General features: G+C 72.3%; 17 protein-coding genes and 4 tRNA genes. 8 read left to right on the top strand and 13 right to left on the bottom strand.

The window, feature by feature from the left end; genetic code table 11:
- Window positions 1-158: 158 nt before the first annotated feature.
- A complete protein-coding gene (locus tag DAI17_RS12950; RefSeq protein ID WP_199905106.1) occupies window positions 159-566 on the top strand; it encodes a MerR family transcriptional regulator in 408 nt (135 codons plus the stop codon).
- Window positions 567-609: 43 nt separating this feature from the next.
- On the opposite strand, the gene DAI17_RS12945 is transcribed toward DAI17_RS12950, so the two are convergent.
- Genes DAI17_RS12945 through DAI17_RS12935 form a run of 3 tightly spaced genes read right to left on the bottom strand, consistent with a single transcriptional unit; the run spans window position 610 to window position 2,554 of the window.
- On the bottom strand, window positions 610-1,062 hold the full coding sequence (locus DAI17_RS12945; protein WP_107773615.1) for an arsenate-mycothiol transferase ArsC: 453 nt from the start codon (window positions 1,060-1,062) through the stop codon (window positions 610-612).
- On the bottom strand, window positions 1,059-2,168 hold the full coding sequence (gene arsB / locus DAI17_RS12940) for an ACR3 family arsenite efflux transporter (RefSeq protein WP_107773613.1): 1,110 nt from the start codon (window positions 2,166-2,168) through the stop codon (window positions 1,059-1,061). Before arsB ends, DAI17_RS12945 begins: the two co-directional genes overlap by 4 nt.
- Window positions 2,165-2,554, bottom strand: coding sequence for an ArsR/SmtB family transcription factor (locus tag DAI17_RS12935; protein ID WP_107773611.1), 390 nt, complete (start codon window positions 2,552-2,554; stop codon window positions 2,165-2,167). Before DAI17_RS12935 ends, arsB begins: the two co-directional genes overlap by 4 nt.
- A 66-nt stretch (window positions 2,555-2,620) precedes the next feature.
- Here DAI17_RS12935 and DAI17_RS12930 point away from each other — a divergent pair, with 66 nt between their 5' ends.
- Window positions 2,621-3,712: an ArsO family NAD(P)H-dependent flavin-containing monooxygenase gene (locus tag DAI17_RS12930; RefSeq protein WP_107773808.1), complete on the top strand. Its 1,092-nt coding sequence runs from the start codon at window positions 2,621-2,623 to the stop codon at window positions 3,710-3,712.
- Window positions 3,713-3,719: 7 nt separating this feature from the next.
- Here DAI17_RS12930 and DAI17_RS12925 read toward each other — a convergent pair whose 3' ends face one another.
- Together DAI17_RS12925 and DAI17_RS12920 are read right to left on the bottom strand one after the other, a co-directional pair.
- Window positions 3,720-4,955 carry an MFS transporter gene (locus DAI17_RS12925; protein WP_199905105.1) on the bottom strand — a complete coding sequence of 412 codons (1,236 nt, stop codon included), beginning with the start codon at window positions 4,953-4,955 and terminating at the stop codon, window positions 3,720-3,722.
- Window positions 4,952-6,292 carry an NAD(P)-binding protein gene (locus DAI17_RS12920; RefSeq protein WP_107773609.1) on the bottom strand — a complete coding sequence of 447 codons (1,341 nt, stop codon included), beginning with the start codon at window positions 6,290-6,292 and terminating at the stop codon, window positions 4,952-4,954. The genes DAI17_RS12925 and DAI17_RS12920 overlap by 4 nt, the downstream gene beginning before the upstream one ends.
- Before the next feature lie 93 nt (window positions 6,293-6,385).
- Between DAI17_RS12920 and DAI17_RS12915 the strand changes: the two genes are divergently transcribed.
- Window positions 6,386-7,252 carry a helix-turn-helix domain-containing GNAT family N-acetyltransferase gene (locus DAI17_RS12915; protein ID WP_107773607.1) on the top strand — a complete coding sequence of 289 codons (867 nt, stop codon included), beginning with the start codon at window positions 6,386-6,388 and terminating at the stop codon, window positions 7,250-7,252.
- A 64-nt stretch (window positions 7,253-7,316) separates the two neighbouring features.
- On the opposite strand, the gene DAI17_RS12910 is transcribed toward DAI17_RS12915, so the two are convergent.
- The 4 genes from DAI17_RS12910 to DAI17_RS12895 all read right to left on the bottom strand — a co-directional run bounded on the left by DAI17_RS12910 (window position 7,317) and on the right by DAI17_RS12895 (window position 10,576).
- Window positions 7,317-7,390: transfer RNA gene (locus DAI17_RS12910), tRNA-Phe, on the bottom strand.
- A 96-nt stretch (window positions 7,391-7,486) separates the two neighbouring features.
- The gene (locus DAI17_RS12905) at window positions 7,487-8,815 is read right to left on the bottom strand and encodes a sensor histidine kinase (RefSeq protein WP_107773605.1); all 1,329 of its coding nucleotides are present in this window, start codon (window positions 8,813-8,815) and stop codon (window positions 7,487-7,489) included.
- A complete protein-coding gene (locus DAI17_RS12900; protein ID WP_107773602.1) occupies window positions 8,812-9,810 on the bottom strand; it encodes a cytochrome P450 in 999 nt (332 codons plus the stop codon). The genes DAI17_RS12905 and DAI17_RS12900 overlap by 4 nt, the downstream gene beginning before the upstream one ends.
- Before the next feature lie 373 nt (window positions 9,811-10,183).
- Window positions 10,184-10,576: a response regulator gene (locus DAI17_RS12895; protein ID WP_159081522.1), complete on the bottom strand. Its 393-nt coding sequence runs from the start codon at window positions 10,574-10,576 to the stop codon at window positions 10,184-10,186.
- Between the two features lie 170 nt (window positions 10,577-10,746).
- On the opposite strand from DAI17_RS12895, the gene DAI17_RS12890 reads away from it, so the two are divergent.
- The 3 genes from DAI17_RS12890 (at window position 10,747) to DAI17_RS12880 (ending at window position 11,473) form a co-directional block, all read left to right on the top strand.
- A tRNA-Glu gene (locus DAI17_RS12890) sits at window positions 10,747-10,819 on the top strand.
- 121 nt (window positions 10,820-10,940) lie between these two features.
- Window positions 10,941-11,017, top strand: a tRNA-Asp gene (locus DAI17_RS12885).
- Between the two features lie 102 nt (window positions 11,018-11,119).
- Complete coding sequence (locus tag DAI17_RS12880) at window positions 11,120-11,473, top strand: metallopeptidase family protein (protein WP_107773598.1); 354 nt, start codon at window positions 11,120-11,122, stop codon at window positions 11,471-11,473.
- 16 nt (window positions 11,474-11,489) lie between these two features.
- On the opposite strand, the gene DAI17_RS12875 is transcribed toward DAI17_RS12880, so the two are convergent.
- On the bottom strand, window positions 11,490-12,443 hold the full coding sequence (locus tag DAI17_RS12875; protein ID WP_234412486.1) for an ATP-binding protein: 954 nt from the start codon (window positions 12,441-12,443) through the stop codon (window positions 11,490-11,492).
- Between the two features lie 243 nt (window positions 12,444-12,686).
- Between DAI17_RS12875 and DAI17_RS12870 the strand changes: the two genes are divergently transcribed.
- Window positions 12,687-14,168, top strand: a complete 1,482-nt coding sequence (locus DAI17_RS12870) for an NAD(P)/FAD-dependent oxidoreductase (RefSeq protein ID WP_107773594.1) — start codon at window positions 12,687-12,689, stop codon at window positions 14,166-14,168.
- A 31-nt stretch (window positions 14,169-14,199) separates the two neighbouring features.
- Here the strand turns inward: DAI17_RS12870 and crcB (DAI17_RS12865) are convergent, their stop codons facing one another.
- From crcB (DAI17_RS12865) to crcB (DAI17_RS12855), 3 genes are read right to left on the bottom strand one after another with little or no spacing between them, the layout of a single operon-like run.
- On the bottom strand, window positions 14,200-14,571 hold the full coding sequence (gene crcB, locus DAI17_RS12865; RefSeq protein WP_234412485.1) for a fluoride efflux transporter CrcB: 372 nt from the start codon (window positions 14,569-14,571) through the stop codon (window positions 14,200-14,202).
- On the bottom strand, window positions 14,568-14,948 hold the full coding sequence (locus DAI17_RS12860) for a DUF190 domain-containing protein (protein WP_107773591.1): 381 nt from the start codon (window positions 14,946-14,948) through the stop codon (window positions 14,568-14,570). The genes crcB (DAI17_RS12865) and DAI17_RS12860 overlap by 4 nt, the downstream gene beginning before the upstream one ends.
- Entirely contained in the window at window positions 14,945-15,508 is a 564-nt protein-coding gene (crcB, locus tag DAI17_RS12855) for a fluoride efflux transporter CrcB (RefSeq protein WP_107773588.1), read from the bottom strand. The genes DAI17_RS12860 and crcB (DAI17_RS12855) overlap by 4 nt, the downstream gene beginning before the upstream one ends.
- Before the next feature lie 64 nt (window positions 15,509-15,572).
- Between crcB (DAI17_RS12855) and DAI17_RS12850 the strand changes: the two genes are divergently transcribed.
- Window positions 15,573-15,645, top strand: a tRNA-Lys gene (locus tag DAI17_RS12850).
- Window positions 15,646-15,875 lie beyond the last annotated feature (230 nt).

Below are 15,875 nucleotides of genomic sequence, written 5' to 3'. Positions count from 1 at the left end.
GGCCGCGGCCGTGCGCGGGCGGAGGTTTGGCGGGCGGGGCACGGGTGCGCATCATGGGTGCGCGAACCGGCGTCGACGCCGGCGGGAAGTCTGCGCAGGAACCCTACCCTCACGCAGCGTGAGGTTTGGCACTGACGGCGACGTGAGAGAGGCCACCCATGACCGGTGAACCGGCCCCCGAGGAGGGCGGCGTCCCCGCCATGCGGATCGGCGAGGTGGCGGCCCGCACCGAGCTGTCCCTGCGCAGCCTGCGGCACTGGGAGGACGTCGGCCTGCTCCGGCCGACCGGGCGCAGCGAGGGCGGGTTCCGGCTCTACACCGAGGCCGACGTCGAGCGGATCCTCGTCATCCGGCGGATGAAGCCGCTCGGCTTCAGCCTCGACGAGATGAGTGCCGTGATGCGCGACATCGAGGCCCTCGAGCGTCAGGACGGTACGACGGACGCGGACGCCCGGCGCCGCCTCGAGGCCGTCCTGTCCGACGCGGCGGAGCGGCGGGAGCGCCTGGTGCGACAGCTGGGCATGGCCGACGAGTTCCTCGCGCTGCTGGGCGAGCGGGTGGGCTGAGCGCGCCGACGATCGCCCGCGACCCGTCGTACGGCTCCAGGCGTCAGCGCCGCGCGAGCACCGAGGGCGGCAGGTCCAGGTCCGGAACCAGCTCGGCCAGCAGCGAGCGCACGCGACCGTCGAGGTCGGCCACGATCGCCCGCACCGTCTCGTCGTCCTGCCCGCCCGGGTCGGCCACCGGCCAGTCGCGGTAGGTCACGCCCGGCACGTAGGGGCACTCCTCGCCGCAGCCCAGGGTGATCGCCATCGTGCTGGCGGCGATGGTGTCGCGGGTCAGCAGGGTGGGCGCCTCGCGGGAGGTGTCGAGGCCGAGCGCCTCGAGGGCCCGCGCGACCTCGGGATGGATGTGCTCGCCGGGTTGCGTGCCCGCCGACAGCGCCGTGACCCGGCCGCCGGCGTAGTGCTCGGTCAGCACCCGGCTGATCACCGAGCGCCCGCCGTTGCGGACGCAGGCGAAGACGACCTGGGGGGTGCTGGTCTCGGGGGTCGTGGTCATCGGGACTCTCCTGGGGTGAGGGGCGGGCGGTCGTGGAAGAAGCGGCGCGCCCAGAGGCTGACGTAGACGAGGCCGACCAGCACGGGGACCTCGATGAGGGGTCCGACGACGCCCGCGAGCGCCTGCCCGGACGCGACGCCGAAGACGCCGATCGCGACCGCGATGGCCAGCTCGAAGTTGTTGCCGGCCGCGGTGAAGGAGACCGCGGTGGCGCGCTGGTAGTCGAAGCCGAGGGCTCGCGTCAGCAGCATCGAGCCGCCCCACATCAGGACGAAGTAGGCGAGAAGCGGCAGCGCGATCCGGGCCACGTCGAGCGGGCGGCCGGTGATCGTGTCGCCCTGCAGCGCGAAGAGCAGCACGATGGTGAACAGCAGGCCGTAGAGGGCCGCCGGGCCGATGCGGGGGAGGAACGTCCCCTCGTACCACTCGCGGCCCCGGGACCGCTCCCCGAGCGTGCGGGTGAGGTAGCCGGCCAGGAGCGGGATGCCGAGGAAGACCAGCACCGACCGGGCGATCTCCCACATGGACACGTCGAGGTCGGCCTGCGCGAGGCCGAGCCAGCTCGGCAGGACCTCGAGGTAGAAGTACCCCAGGACCGCGAACGCCAGGATCTGGAAGACGGCGTTGATGGCGACCAGGATCGCGGCCGCCTCGCGGTCCCCGCAGGCCAGGTCGTTCCAGATCAGCACCATCGCGATGCACCGCGCCAGCCCCACGATGATCAGCCCGGTGCGGTACTCGGGGAGGTCAGGCAGCAGCAGCCAGGCCAGGGTGAACATGAGGGCCGGGCCGAGGACCCAGTTGAGCAGGATCGACGTGCCGAGCATCCGGCGATCACGGGTGACGTGGCCGAGCTCGTCGTACCGGACCTTGGCCAGGACGGGGTACATCATCACGAGCAGGCCGACGGCGATCGGCAGCGAGACCGAGCCGACCTCCACCGCCGCCAGGGCGTCGTCGAGTCCCGGCACCCAGCGGCCCAGCAGCAGGCCGGCGACCATGGCCACCCCGATCCACAGCGGGAGGAACCGGTCGAGGGTGGAGAGGCGCTGGAGGACCGCCTCGTCCGCGTCGCGGGACGGGTCCTCGCGGACGACGTCGCTCATGCGCCGACCGCCGTCCGTGCCGCACCTGTGTCCGCGGTGAAGAGTCCCGCCAGGGCCTCCATGGCCGCGGGACGCGCTAGGTAGTAGACCCAGGTGCCGCGCTTCTCGCGGTCCACGAGCCCGGCCTCGTGCAGCACCTTGAGGTGGTGGCTGATGGTGGGCTGGGAGAGGTCGAAGTGGGGGAGGAGGTCGCACACGCACGCCTCGCCGCCCTCGTGGGAGAGCACCAGCGACAGCAGCCGCAGCCGCGCGGGGTCGGCGATCGCCTTGAGCATGGGCACGACGCTCGTGGCCTGCTCGGGGGAGATCGGCTCCCGGGACAGCGGCACGCAGCAGGTCAGCGGATCCGCGCCAGGGGGGACGAGGTCGTCGCAGGAGTTCGACATGCGTCAATGTTGACACATGTCGATATCCGGCGTCACTGCGGGCCGCCGCGTGGATACGGTGTGGCCATGTCGCCCGTGGTGCTCGACGTCGACGTCGTCGTGGTGGGGGGCGGGCAGGCGGGGCTGGCCACCGCGTTCTACCTGCGCCGCGCCGGGCTCCGTCCCGGTCGGGACTTCGTCGTGATCGACGGCGAGGAGCGCCCCGGCGGTGCGTGGCAGCACACGTGGGACGGGCTGCGGCTGTTCTCGCCCGCGACCTACTCCTCGCTGCCGGGATGGATGATGCCGCCGTGGGACGACGCCCGGCTCGGCTTCCCGCCGCGTGACCACGTCGTCGACTACCTGACGCGCTACGAGGAGCGCTACGCCCTCGACGTACGACGCCCGCACCGGGTCCGCACGGTGGAGCGGAACGGCGACGGGTCACGCCTCGTCGTGCGGGCGGACGGGCTCGAGGTCGCCGCTCGGACCGTGGTCTCGGCGACCGGCACGTGGACCCAGCCGTTCTGGCCGGCCTACCCGGGCACCCGCGAGTTCGGGGGACGGCAGCTGCACGTCGCGGGCTACCGGCGCCCGGACGGGTTCGCCGGCCAGCGCGTCGCGGTCGTCGGGGGCGGCAACTCCGGCGCGCAGGTCCTCGCCGAGGTGTCGACCGTCGCCGAGACCGCGTGGTTCACCGCGAAGCCGCCGCGCTTCCTGGCCGACGACGTCGACGGTCGCGCGCTCTTCGCTGCCGCGACCGCACGGATCGAGGCGCTGCGCCAGGGGCGCGACCACCCGGGCGTCGGCGGCCTCGGCGACGTCGTGATGGTCGAGAGCGTCAAGGACGCGCGGGCGCGCGGTGTGCTCGTCGCCCGCCCGATGTTCACCCGGCTCACCTCCGCCGGCGTCGTGGTGGACGACGGCTCGACGGTGGAGCTCGACGCGATCATCTGGTGCACCGGCTTCCGTCCCGCGCTGCGCCACCTCCGCGCCCTCCGGCTGGCGACCGAGCGGGGCCGGCCGGCCGTCGGGGGTCCCAGCGGCACGCGCGCCGTGTCCGAGCCGCGCCTGCACCTGGTCGGGTACGGCGACTGGACCGGGCCCGCCTCGGCGACGCTGCTGGGCGTGGGGCGCTCGGCCCGCGCCTGCGTGGACGAGGTCGTCGCGACCCTCTGAGCGGGCGTCACGCCGGCCGGTCGGCGACGGGCGCGGCCCCGAGCATCAGCAGCGCCGCCAGGCCGGCCACGGCCGCCAGCACCAGGAAAGCGGCGGAGTAGGACCCGAGCGCGACCGCGAGGACTGCTCCCACGAACGGCGCCAGGGCGGAGGCCACCAGCGCCGGTGCGGTCAGGATCCCGTTGAGGGCGCCGTACGAGGCCGGTCCCCAGCGGTCGGTGATCGCGGTGGCGTGGACGAGCGTGTAGATGCCCCGCGCGAGCCCGAGCCCGACGCCGATCGTGACGAGCAGCGCGGCAGACGCCGGCGCGAGCGCCAGGGCCGCGGTGGCCGCGGCGACCGCACCCACCACGGCGACGCCGCGCGTCGTGACCGAGGTGCGGGCCGCGAACCGGGCGTACGCCAGGCGGCCGGCGACCTGTCCGACCCCGCCGAGGCCGAGCGCGAGGGCGGCGGCGTTGCGACTGAGCCCCTGCTCGACGAGCATCGGCACCAGGTTGATGACGACGGCGTAGACCGCGAGCGCGGTGAGTGCGTTGGCCAGGGTGAGGAGCAGGAACGGCGTGCTCCGGACGGTGGTCGGGACGGTGCGCCCCGAGTGCCCGACCGGATGCTCCGGACGGGCGTTCGTGCGCCACGGGTGGTCGAGGCCGCGCCAGTGCAGCGGGACGGTCACGACGACCAGCAGCACCAGCAGGACGAGGTAGGCCTGCCGCCAGCCCAGCAGGTCGTCGAGGGCCGAGGTGATCGGTGCGAAGACCGTGCTGGCCAGGCCGGCGACGAGGGTGAGCGTCGTCAGCGCCCGCACCCGGCGTACGCCGCCCCAGTGCGTCAGCGCCGCGAAGGCCGGTGGGTAGAGCGTGCCGGCCATGGCGGCACCGGTGACCACCCAGCCGGCGTAGAAGACCCACAGGTCCGGGGCGAGCGCGACGATCGACAGGCCGGGGACGGTGAGCAGGGAGGCGCCGGTCATCACCCGCCTGGGCCCGACGGCGTCGATGTGCCGGCCGACCCAGATGCCCGTCACCCCGGCGACGAGCTGGCCGAGCGAGAAGGCGCCGGTGACGGCCGTGGCCGACCACCCGGTGTCGCTGGTGATCGAGGGCTGCAGGACGGCGAAGGCGTAGTAGAGGCACCCCCACGACACGATCTGGACGGTGCTCAGCACGGTCACCACGCGCCGCAGCCCGACGTCGTCGAGGGCGTCGGGCTGCGGTGTCGCGGTGTCGGCCAGGGCGGTCACCCCTCCGACGGGCGGCCGATCGAGACCAGCTCGGGCCCGGAGGGAGTGCCGCAGCACCCGCCGCCCGACGCCACGGCGTCGGGTGCGTCGAACACGCCCGCGCCGTTGCACACCCCGGTCTCGGGGAGGACCAGGTCGACCCGGTCGGCCGCCTCGAGGTCGCCGGCGAGGGCGGCGACGACCGAGCGCACCTGCTCGAAGCCGGTCATGGCCAGGAACGACGGCGCCCGGCCGTAGGACTTCATGCCGACCAGGAACAGCCCGGGCTCGGGCTGGGCGAGCTCCCGGTGCCCGTGCGGCGCGACGTCGCCGCACGAGTGGTGGTCGGGATGGATCTGGCCGGCCAGGGCGCGCGCCGAGCCGAGCGCCGGGTCGAGGTCGAGGCGCACCTCGGACAGGAACGAGACGTCCGGCCGGAAGCCGGTGACCACGACCACCTCGTCCACGTCGGTCACCTCGGCGCCGTCGACCGAGCGGAGGGTGAGCCGCCCGTCGGGCTGCTCGAGCACCGCGTCGGTCCTGAACCGCGTCACGCTGCGCACCACGCCGCTGCTCGCGGCGCTCCGGGCGTCCTGCCCGAGCTTGCCGCGCTGCTCGAGCTGGTCGTTGTCGCCGCCCCCGAACGCGTCCCCGACGCTCGAGCGGCGCAGCAGCCACGAGACCCGGGTGGCCGCGTCCTGTCGGGCGAGGCCGGCCAGCCCGATCAGGACGCCCTGCGCGGAGGCGCCGCGCCCGGCGACGGCGACGTGCTTCCCGGCGTACCGTGCCGCGACGGCGGGGTCGGAGAAGTCGGGGATGCCGTAGCTGATGCGGGATGCGTGCTCGCGCTCCCCGAGCGCCGGGTAGCCGTCGGCGCCCAGCGGGTTGGGCGTCGTCCACGTCCCGGAGGCGTCGATGACCGCGCCGGCCAGGAGGCGTCCACCGCCCTCCACGTGGACGGCGAAGGCGTCGGTCTCCCGCCCGGAGTCGACCAGCAGGTCACGCCCGGCGCGTCCCACCCCGGTGACCCGGGAGCCGAAGCGCACCGAGCCGTGGGACGAGGCGTCGATCGCCCGGGCGAGGGGCACGAGGTAGCGCTCGCGCCACTCGCCGCCGGTGGGGTAGGCCCGGTCGTCCGGGGCGGACCAGGTGCCGCTCGCCTCGAGGAGGCGTCGTGCCGCGGGGTCGATGAGCTCGGCCCAGGCGGAGAAGAGTCGCACGTGCGCCCACTCGCCGACGGCGGCGCCTGCGTCGGCGCCGGCCTCCAGGACCACGGCGTCGAGGCCGCGCTCGATGGCGTTGGCGGCGGCGGCCAGGCCGATCGGGCCGGCGCCGATGATGACCACGGGGTGCTGCATGGGAGTTCCTCCTGCTGTGGACAAGTTCATCGACGGACGTCGATGGAAGGACTGTATCGACGGAGATCGATGAAGACAAGGTACGATCTCGCCATGGCCTCCACCTCCCTCGATGTCGCCCCCGCCGACGGCCTCGTGCGCCCCGGTCTCGACCGCGAGCGCGCCGAGGAGTACGCCGAGTGGTTCGCCGTGCTGGCCGACCCGACCCGGGTCCGGCTGCTGCACACGCTCTCCACCTCGACATCCGGCGCGATGCGCATCGGTGACCTGGCAGAGGCGCTCGGGATCAGCCAGAGCACCTGCTCCCACCACTGCCAGCTGCTGCGCAAGGTCGGCTTCGTGGTGGTCGACAAGGTCGGCACCTCGAGCATGGTCTCGGTCAACGCGGCGTGCTGCACGGGCCTGCCGCACGCGGCGGACGTCGTGATGGGCACCCTCTCCTCGGTGCCGTGCTGCCCTGCGGACCTCCCCGCGGACGTCACGACCCGGCCGGTCCGCGCCGAGGACATGGAGGCCGTCCTGGCGATCTACGCCGAGGGGCTCGCGACCCGCAACGCGACCTTCGAGACGGTCGTCCCCACCGCCCGACAGCTGGCCGACCGCTGGATCCCCGGTCTCGCCTGGGTCGCCGAGCTCGACGGCGAGGTCGTCGGCTGGGCCGCGGTGAGCCCGGTCTCGTCGCGGGAGTGCTACTCCGGCGTCGGCGAGAGCTCGGTGTACGTCGCGGAGTCCGCCCGCGGACGCGGGGTCGGCACCGCGCTGCTGCACGCCCAGGTCAACGGCGCCGACGCCGCGGGGATGTGGACGCTGCAGACGTCGATCTTCCCGGAGAACCGGGCCAGCCTGGCCCTGCACCGGTCCGCCGGTTACCGCACGCTGGCGGTGCGCACCCGGATCGCGCGGCTCGACGGGGAGTGGCGCGACACGGTGCTGATGGAGCGGCGCAGCGCGGCCTGCTGACCGGAACGTGTCAGGAAACGGCGAAGCACCCGGTCGGGACGTGACCGGGCGCTTCGCGTGCGTGTGGCCAGGGGCGGGGTCGAACCGCCGACCTACCGATTTTCAGTCGGTCGCTCGTACCAACTGAGCTACCTGGCCAAGCGCGAGGAATGCTACATGAGCGCAACGGACGGCGCGGAATCGGCCGCACCCCGGTACGACGACCCGCTGGCGAGCCCCACGGCGACGGGTCCGTCAGACGGGTCGCGCGTCCTCGGTGGCCGGCAGCTCCACCCAGAACGCGGACCCCTTGCCGGGGGTCGACTCCGCGTCGACCGTGCCGCCGTCACGCTCGGCGAGAGAGCGCGAGAGCGAGAGGCCGAGCCCGGTTCCCTTCACGTCGGGCCGCGCGTGCCGGACGAAGGGGTCGAAGGCCGTGCGGAGCCGGTCGGCGTCCAGTCCCTCGCCGGTGTCGCGGACGATCACCCGCAGCCGCGGCTCGCCGGTCTCCCCGCGGAGCGCCTGCGTCGAGACGTGGACCGAGCCGCCCGGGTTGTGCACCACCGCGTTGCCGACGAGGTTGGAGAGGATCTGCCGGAAGCCCGCGGCGTGCGCCCACACCGTCTGGCCCGGCGACACCTCGCAGTCGAGGTCGACCCCGGCGGAGCGGGCAGTGGCCCGGTGCCAGTGCACGACGTCCTCGACGGCACCCGCCACGTCGACGCTCTCGCGGCTCTCCTCGGTCCCCATGGTCCGGCCGGCGCTGAGCAGGTCCTCGACGACCGCCATCAGCTGCTCGCACGCGCGGAGGATGACCGCACCGTCGCGCTGCACCGCGTCGGCGAAGGGATCGTCGCCCTGTTGCTCCGCCTCGTCCACCAGCATCTCGGTGTATCCGACGATCGCGGTCAGAGGAGTGCGGAGCTCGTGGCCGATGGACCCGAAGAAGTGCTGCTGTGCCTCGCGGGTCTTGGCGCCGGCGGCAACCGCGTCTGCAAGCGAACGTCGCGCCTGCTCTTGGGCCATCCGAGACGTGAGCGCGGCGTGGAGCAGGCGAAAGTCGGCAACGTATTCGACGGGCCAGTCTCCGGTGTGGGGACTTCCTACTGCCAAGCTGCCGTACATGACGCCGTCAGAAACGTGAGCGTGGACGATGAGGCTGTGGAATCCGTTCGCTGATAGTTCGCGCTGGTCCTGGGCGGCCTCGTCAGGGAGCAGGTCGATGTCTGTGACGACCAGAGCTTCTTCTCGCGCACGCGGAGAGACCCACGGCATGGACAAGGCGGCCTCGGGCCCAGCGCCGGGCGGGGGAAGGACCGAGCACGCGGTGCCTGGCTTCAGCCACTCGGTGACCCAGGCTCGCTGACCCAGATGGACCCAGCCGTCCTCGTCCTCCGGTGCGAACGTGGTCAGCGAGATCGTGACCACCTCTGCCCGCATCAACCCGAGCAGGTGGTCGGCCACCTCGGAGAAGGCATCGTTCAATCGCATCCCGGTGTCCAGGATCCTGGCCGCGAGCTTCGACGCACCGGGAGAGACGTGCGCGCTGGACGCCACGTGCTGCAGGGCGGGACTGTCGGTCACCGATCGACCTCCTCCCGAAGCGTTGCTGTGATGTGCGCGGGCGTGGGGACGAGCCCGCGGCTCTGGTCGATTGTGACCGGTGAGGTCAACGCGATTGCGTGCTGTCCGGCCCAGGTCGCGAGGTCGCGGAGGAAGCCCAGCCCCAGGGATCGGCCGGGGCAGGCATGCGCCCCCGCGCCGAAAGGCAGCCAGGCTCCGGGGCGGACGTCGTCGCGACGCCACCTGTCCGGGCAGAAGGTGGACAGGTCCTGCGGAGCGTCCGGCGCGAGGTCGGAGAGTCTTCCCAAAAGCAACGGACTGACCATCACCAAGGCGCCGGCGGGAAGGGGGTGTCCGTCAACCTCGACCGGACGAGTCGTCATCCTGGCCGTCAGCCAAGTGGGAGGCGAGACGCGCAGGGTTTCCCAGACTGCGTCGTCCCTGTTGGCGTCGTCATCCGGCAACGCGGCCAGGTGGACGAGCAGCCACGCGCCCGCCGCGACCGGTACCTGGATGCCGGCGGCGAGCATGGTCGCGACGACGTTGGGGCTGTCAACGATGGCGCAGTCGCCCCGCACGCTTCCCAAGGCGTCCTCTAGCGTCGTGCGGGAGCGGTGCTCGCGACGCCTCGTGCGGCTCCAGCGTCGCGGCGCGCGTGAACTGGCGATGACGGGGGCGAGTGCGTCGATCCACGCCAGCACGAGGTCGGCGATCTCGTCGCGCCTCTCATCGACGAGTCCTGTGAGCACGGCCGCGCACGTGGCCCGGGCCATCGGTCGGCGCAACAGGTCCATGGCGTCGAAGTGCTTGACGACGACGTCGGGGGACGTCTGCACCTCGTCAACGCCCCTCACCGCCAGGCACCACTCGGTCGCGAAGACCTCGCGTCCTCGTTCGACCTGGTCCGGCGTGAGGGATGCGAAGACGTGATGACCGGTGCGGGTGTCGCCCGTGCTAGCGGACAGGTCGGTGCTGCGGCTGACCGTGGTCGGGAAGTCATACGTTGCGGCATCCATCAGAATTCGCTTGGACTGTTCGAGCGTGGTGGCCAGCCAAGGTCCGTTCGGCCCGAGTGGCGTGAGCCCGGACGACCTCGGTGCGCCAAGGACAGCGCCGAGGCGACCACTGGTCGCCTCGGCGCTCTCGATGGTGGCGACGGGGCGCGAGTCCCCGTCGGTGCTGCGGTGGTTCAGCGACCGGGGCCGCTCGGACGCCAGGAGTACAGCGCGAACATCTGGTCTGCGGCACGCTTCGCGGCACGACGCTGGATCAGCTTGGTCATATCGGGGTGCTCCCTCTTCTCGGGTGTCGACGCCCCAGGGGGAGGACGCCGTACTGGGGACAGACCTCCCGGCTGTCCCCGCGGCTAGCGTATCGGCGAAAACCCGCTCATGGGGCGGTTCGCGCGTTCCGGTCGGAGATGAGGTCCCGCAGCTGCTGGCCGCGCAACGGCTTCTGCAGCACGGTGGTCACCCCCAGCTCCTGCAGGACGGCGCGCTGCTCGCCGGCCCACGCGCTGACCACCACCACGTCGAGCCCCTCGCTGCGGTCCGGGTTGTCGCGCAGCCACCGCACAACGTCCTCGCCGCTCATCCGCGGCATCGTGAGGTCCAGCAGCATGATGTCGTAGGCGTAGCGGCTGAGCGCCTCGACCGCCTCCTCACCGTCGGCGGCCTGGTCCGCGACGTGACCGAGGCGCACGACCATCCGCGCCATCAGGTCACGGATGTCCTCGGTGTCGTCCACCACGAGGAACCGCAGCTGGTCTCCGTCGGTGCTCACAGGCATGAGGCTATCGGTGTCGGGCGCCGGTCCGCGCGGGTCTCCCGACGTGACACGGCGCGGATTGACGCGACGGCGTACGCGATCGGGGGATTGGGCGGCGATCCTGCAGCGCCCTATGCTGTACGACGCCTTCGACCGCGTGGTCCGCCACGCACCGCCGGGGGCGGGCCCCCATCGTCTAGCGGCCCAGGACCCCGCCCTTTCACGGCGGTAGCGCCGGTTCGAATCCGGTTGGGGGTGCGGCCGTTCGACGGTCCGACCGAGGGGATCCCCCTCGATTGGGAGCCAGCGAAGTCGATGGGTTAGAGTTCCACCGCTTCGCCTCGCGGAGCAGCAACACAGATGTACCAGCAGTTCACCTGGCCCCGTAGCGCAGTTGGTTAGCGCGCCGCCCTGTCACGGCGGAGGCCGCGGGTTCGAGTCCCGTCGGGGTCGCCACCGAGAGGCTGGCCCGGAGCAACACGCTCCGGGCCGGCCTCTCTGCATGTCCGAGCGGGCATCTCGCGGGACCGGTGTGCTGCGGCGACCTAGGCTGGATGCATGCCGGTGGACATCGAGCCCGACGACTTCGACCGCCTCGTGGAGTCGGCCCTCGACGACCTGCCGGACGAGGTGGCGTCCCTGGTCAGCAACGTGGTGGTGCAGGTCGAGCCCGACGCCCCGGCGGACGACCCCGACCTGCTGGGCATCTACGAGGGTGTCGCGCTGACCGAACGCGCGGCCAACCACTCGGGCATGCTCCCGGACCGGATCCTGGTCTTCCGCAGGCCGCTGGTCGAGATGTGCGACTCGCTCGACGAGCTGCGCGACGAGGTGCGCATCACGGTCGTGCACGAGGTCGCCCACCACTTCGGCATCGGCGAGGAGCGGCTGCACGCGCTCGGACTCGGCTGAGCGGCCCGGCGTCGCGTCAGGAGACGTGCTGGGCGTTGACCCGTCCGGACTCCCCGCCACCGGAGGTGTGGTGCCAGGCGCGGGGGCGTTCGCCGGCGAGCTGGCGCACCATCTCGCCGAGGTACCACAGGTGGAACTCGCGTTGGGCGGGCGTGCGCTGGAGGGAGAGGAGTCGCTCGGCCTTGCAGAAGGCGTCGGCGAGGTCGAACATCTCCATCATCGTCGACACGATCGACGACGCCTCGGGCTCCATGCGCACCGAGACGTCGACGCTGTGGGCGCCGGCATCGAGCGCCGCTCCGACGGTGCGGTGGAGGTCGGGGGGAATCTGGCGCTCGAAGCTGGTGAACATCGCCGAGAGGTCGGCGGCCAGCGGGTAGTGGTCCTGGTGGGCGACCGCCAGGAGCCGCAGCTCGCGCCGGAGCTCGTAGTACTGGCGGGTCAGCGAGGCATAGAGGCCGAGGTCGAGCCCGAGCAGCTTGACCTCGCGGGCGTCGTCGCTGAGCGCGGCGGGCCCGTCGTCGACGGTGCTGTCGATGACGGCGTCGGCCCCGCCGTCCTCGCGGACCTCGGGGGCCGGCTCGAACCAGACCACCTTGCCGTCGGGCTCGATCGAGGCGCCCCAGGCGACCGAGCTCATGGCCACGATGGACAGGCCGCGTCCGAAGGTCGTGAGGAACTCCTCCGGGTCCGAGGACGCCGTCGGCGGGGTGGGCGGCTCGGGCGAGCCGTCGATGACTTCGATGCGCGGGTGGCTCGAGGTCCCTCGCACGCGTACGGCGATCGGCTCGGCGCCGTGGAGCACCGCGTTGGTCGTGAGCTCGGAGACGCCGAGCTCGGCGCACTCGATGAGCTCGTCCCGGCCGAGCTCCACGCAGATGTCGTGCACCCAGCGACGCGCGTCCGCGACGGCGCGCGGGGACGCCGACAACGGTAGGGCTTGCTTCGTCAGGGGCACTAGGTCACTCACCGGGGGAGGATTGTGGGTAGTCCAGCGGGGCGTACGTACCCGGTCCATGAGTCGACCAAACACGGGAGCCTCGAAAAGGATCCCACGAGGTCCCGTCGTGGGCCGGGTCACACCTGTGACGCACGACATCGCCGGTCGTGACGCACAGAACGCTCCTCATTTGGGCACGGGTCACCGCAGGCGGGACAATGGACCCGACGGCGACGTCGTACCCGCACCGTGCCCGGTTCCAGGAGGACTGACATGTCGAACCCCCAGGCCCAGCAGCAGGACACCCACCAGGTGGTGGTGATCGGCTCCGGCTTCGGCGGTCTCTTCGGCACCAAGGCCCTGCGCAAGGCGCCCGTCGAGGTGACGATGGTGGCCAAGACGACCCACCACCTCTTCCAGCCGCTCCTCTACCAGGTGGCGACCGGCATCCTTTCCGAGGGCGAGATCGCGCCCCCGACCCGCGAGGTCCTCAGCGGGCAGGACAACGCGCAGGTCCTCCTCGGCGAGGTCACCGACATCGACCTCGAGGCCCGGACCGTCACCAGCCACGTGCTGGGGCGCGAGACGGTCTCGCACTACGACTCGCTCATCGTGGCCGCCGGTGCCGCCCAGTCCTACTTCGGCAACGACCACTTCTCCGAGTACGCGCCGGGCATGAAGAGCATCGACGACGCACTCGAGCTGCGGGGCCGCATCTTCGGCGCCTTCGAGATGGCCGAGCTCGGGGCCAACCGCGGCGACGACATCGACCACCTGCTGACCTTCGTGGTCGTCGGCGCCGGCCCGACCGGCGTCGAGATGGCGGGACAGATCGCCGAGCTCGCCCACCGCACGCTCAAGCGGGACTTCCGGGCCATCAACACCCGCGAGGCCCGGGTGATCCTGCTCGACGCGGCGCCGCAGGTGCTGCCGCCCTTCGGCCAGAAGCTCGGCGAGAAGGCCAAGAACGAGCTCGAGAAGCTCGGCGTCGAGGTGATCCTCGGCGCGATGGTCACCGACGTCGACGAGCGCGGCATCGAGATGAAGTTCAAGGACGGCCGCGTCGAGCGCATCAAGACCGTCACCAAGATCTGGGCGGCGGGCGTCCAGGCCAGCTCGCTCGGGCAGACCCTCGCCGAGCAGACCGGCGCCCCGCTCGACCGTGCCGGCCGCATCGGCGTCAACCCCGACCTCACGCTGCCGGGCCACCCCGAGGTCTTCGTGGTGGGCGACATGATCGCCCTCGACAACCTGCCGGGTGTCGCCCAGGTCGCGATCCAGGGCGCCAAGTACGCCGCCAAGGAGATCGAGGGCCGGCTCGCCGGCAAGGCACCGCAGCCGCCGTTCAAGTACTTCGACAAGGGCTCGATGGCCATCATCAGCCGGTTCCGTGCGGTCGCGATGGTCGGCAAGCTGCGCCTGACCGGCATCATCGCCTGGCTGATGTGGCTCGCGGTGCACCTCGTCTACCTCACCGGCTTCAAGAACCAGGTCTCCGCGCTGATGCGCTGGGCGATCACCTTCATCAGCAACGACCGCTCCGAGCGCACCACCACCGAGCAGCAGATCTTCGCCCGTGCGGCGCTGGCGCGGCTGCGACGCGGTGCCACCGACCTGGTCTCCGAGCCGGGTGCCTACGACGCGGCGCGCGAGCTGATGGAGACCACCCGGCGGGCCGAGCTCGAGGCGCACGCGCTCGAGGAGGCGCGGCTCACCGACACCGGTGCCCGCGGGGTGCCCGCCGAGCAGCGCTGACGCGTCGTACGACGTCGGCGCTCACCAGTCGTCACCAGGCGCTGCCGAGCGCGTACCCGAGCACGGCGGCGCCCAGCCCGGCCAGCAGGCTGGCGCCGACGTTGAGCACGGCATAGAGCCGAGCGCCGTCCTCGACCAGTCGCAGGGTCTCGTAGCTGAAGGTGCTGTACGTCGTGAGCGCGCCGCACAGCCCGACCCCCAGGGCCAGGGAGACGGCCTCGGGGACGTCCCGGGTCCCGGCCAGCCCGACCAGGATCCCGAGGACCAGGGAGCCGGCGACGTTGACCAGCATGGTGCCCCAGGGCAAGACGCTGTCGTGGCGCGCCTGGACGGCCCGGTCCACGAGATAGCGACCCGGGGCCCCGACGGCGGCCCCGAGGCACACCCACAGGTAGTCCGTCACGACGGCCCGCCGGAGCTGGGGCGGTGGAGCACCACGGTCACCTCGTCGAGGGTGACGAGGCCCTCGCCGACCAGCTCCTCGACCTCCGGCAGGAACGCCTCGATGCGGTCCGGCTCGTCGATGACGACCACGGCGACGGGGAGGTCCTGGGACAGCGACAGCAACCGGCTGGTGTGGATCGTGCTCGAGGCGCCGAAGCCCTCGATGCCGCGGAACACGCTGGCCCCCGACAGGCCGGCGGCGTGCGCCCGGTGGACGAGCTCGGTGTAGAGGGGTCGGTGGTGCCAGGTGTCGGACTCGCCGACGTAGACGGTCAGCCTGGTCGCCGTACCCCGGAGGACAGCGGGCGTGGGGTGCTGCGGGTCGATGCCGGTCATCGGCTGTCTCCCTTCGTGGTGGCGCGGTGCGGCCGCCCGGCGTCGACGGAGCGCGGACGGTCCCGTCGACGCCGGCGCAGCCGCGCGGCGGCCAGGACGCCGCCGCGGGCGGCGACGACCCCGGCGGTGACCGCGACGAGCGCGAGCGCGAGGGTGCCGGCCCAGTAGGCGAGCGCGAGCACGTGGCGGTCGTCCCGGAGGAGCTCGGTGGTCTCCACGGCGTACGTCGAGAAGGTGGTGAAGCCACCCAGGACACCGACTCCGGCGAACGGCCGGAGCAGCGGGTGGGCCCCGCCGACCTCGACGACGAACACCATGAGGACGCCGATGAGCAGGCATCCCGCGACGTTGACGCCGAGGGTGGTCCACGGGAACGAGCCGGGCGGTGCCGGCCAGGCCTGGGAGGCGGCATGGCGCGCACCGGCACCGAGCATGCCGCCGGCGGCGATGGCCGGCAGGACGAATCGCTTGCGGTCCCACTCCCGACGCTGGGCGGGGACGTGGAGGTCCACGTCGGGGTCGACGGCCCGCGCCGCGGGACGGTCGTCGCCTGTCGCCATCGCGTCGCATCGTACTCGACGGGTCGGACGGGGACGGCTGTCCCGGCCTCGCTAGGCTGCTCGTGGGCCATTAGCTCAGTTGGTAGAGCACCGGACTTTTAATCCGTGGGTCGTCGGTTCGAGCCCGACATGGCCTACCGGGAACACCCCGCGGGGAGCGGCGTCACCTCGCCGTCATCGGTGCGGCACGGAGAGTTCACGACGGTGCGCAGATCTGACGTGGGCGGGGAGGTTTCCATCTGCCGCTTCCTTGGTAGGGTTGCGTCAGCAACAGGTGCAAGTTCCAGCAGGTAGACGCCCGCGGAGTTTGTGATCCAACGGCGTTTCTTCTTCGGGCCTGCCAGACCCGCAAGTCGGAGCGACGTGT

This window comes from Nocardioides sediminis, from assembly GCF_003047295.1.
Classification (GTDB): Bacteria; Actinomycetota; Actinomycetes; order Propionibacteriales; family Nocardioidaceae; genus Nocardioides; species Nocardioides sediminis.
The sequence above is the reverse complement of the archived record's forward strand: the minus strand, read 5'-3'. Positions and strand labels throughout refer to the sequence as shown.

What these genes read in the sequence shown, in the direction of transcription:
- DAI17_RS12870 (WP_107773594.1), top strand. Translation starts at nt 12,687, where the DNA reads ATGTCGAACCCCCAGGCCCAGCAGCAGGACACCCACCAGGTGGTGGTG.
- DAI17_RS12915 (WP_107773607.1), top strand. Translation starts at nt 6,386, where the DNA reads ATGGCCTCCACCTCCCTCGATGTCGCCCCCGCCGACGGCCTCGTGCGC.
- DAI17_RS12900 (WP_107773602.1), bottom strand. Translation starts at nt 9,810, where the DNA reads ATGGATGCCGCAACGTATGACTTCCCGACCACGGTCAGCCGCAGCACC.
- crcB (WP_107773588.1), bottom strand. Translation starts at nt 15,508, where the DNA reads ATGGCGACAGGCGACGACCGTCCCGCGGCGCGGGCCGTCGACCCCGAC.
- DAI17_RS12950 (WP_199905106.1), top strand. Translation starts at nt 159, where the DNA reads ATGACCGGTGAACCGGCCCCCGAGGAGGGCGGCGTCCCCGCCATGCGG.
- DAI17_RS12930 (WP_107773808.1), top strand. Translation starts at nt 2,621, where the DNA reads ATGTCGCCCGTGGTGCTCGACGTCGACGTCGTCGTGGTGGGGGGCGGG.
- arsB (WP_107773613.1), bottom strand. Translation starts at nt 2,168, where the DNA reads ATGAGCGACGTCGTCCGCGAGGACCCGTCCCGCGACGCGGACGAGGCG.
- DAI17_RS12860 (WP_107773591.1), bottom strand. Translation starts at nt 14,948, where the DNA reads ATGACCGGCATCGACCCGCAGCACCCCACGCCCGCTGTCCTCCGGGGT.
- DAI17_RS12935 (WP_107773611.1), bottom strand. Translation starts at nt 2,554, where the DNA reads ATGTCGAACTCCTGCGACGACCTCGTCCCCCCTGGCGCGGATCCGCTG.
- DAI17_RS12945 (WP_107773615.1), bottom strand. Translation starts at nt 1,062, where the DNA reads ATGACCACGACCCCCGAGACCAGCACCCCCCAGGTCGTCTTCGCCTGC.
- DAI17_RS12880 (WP_107773598.1), top strand. Translation starts at nt 11,120, where the DNA reads ATGCCGGTGGACATCGAGCCCGACGACTTCGACCGCCTCGTGGAGTCG.
- DAI17_RS12920 (WP_107773609.1), bottom strand. Translation starts at nt 6,292, where the DNA reads ATGCAGCACCCCGTGGTCATCATCGGCGCCGGCCCGATCGGCCTGGCC.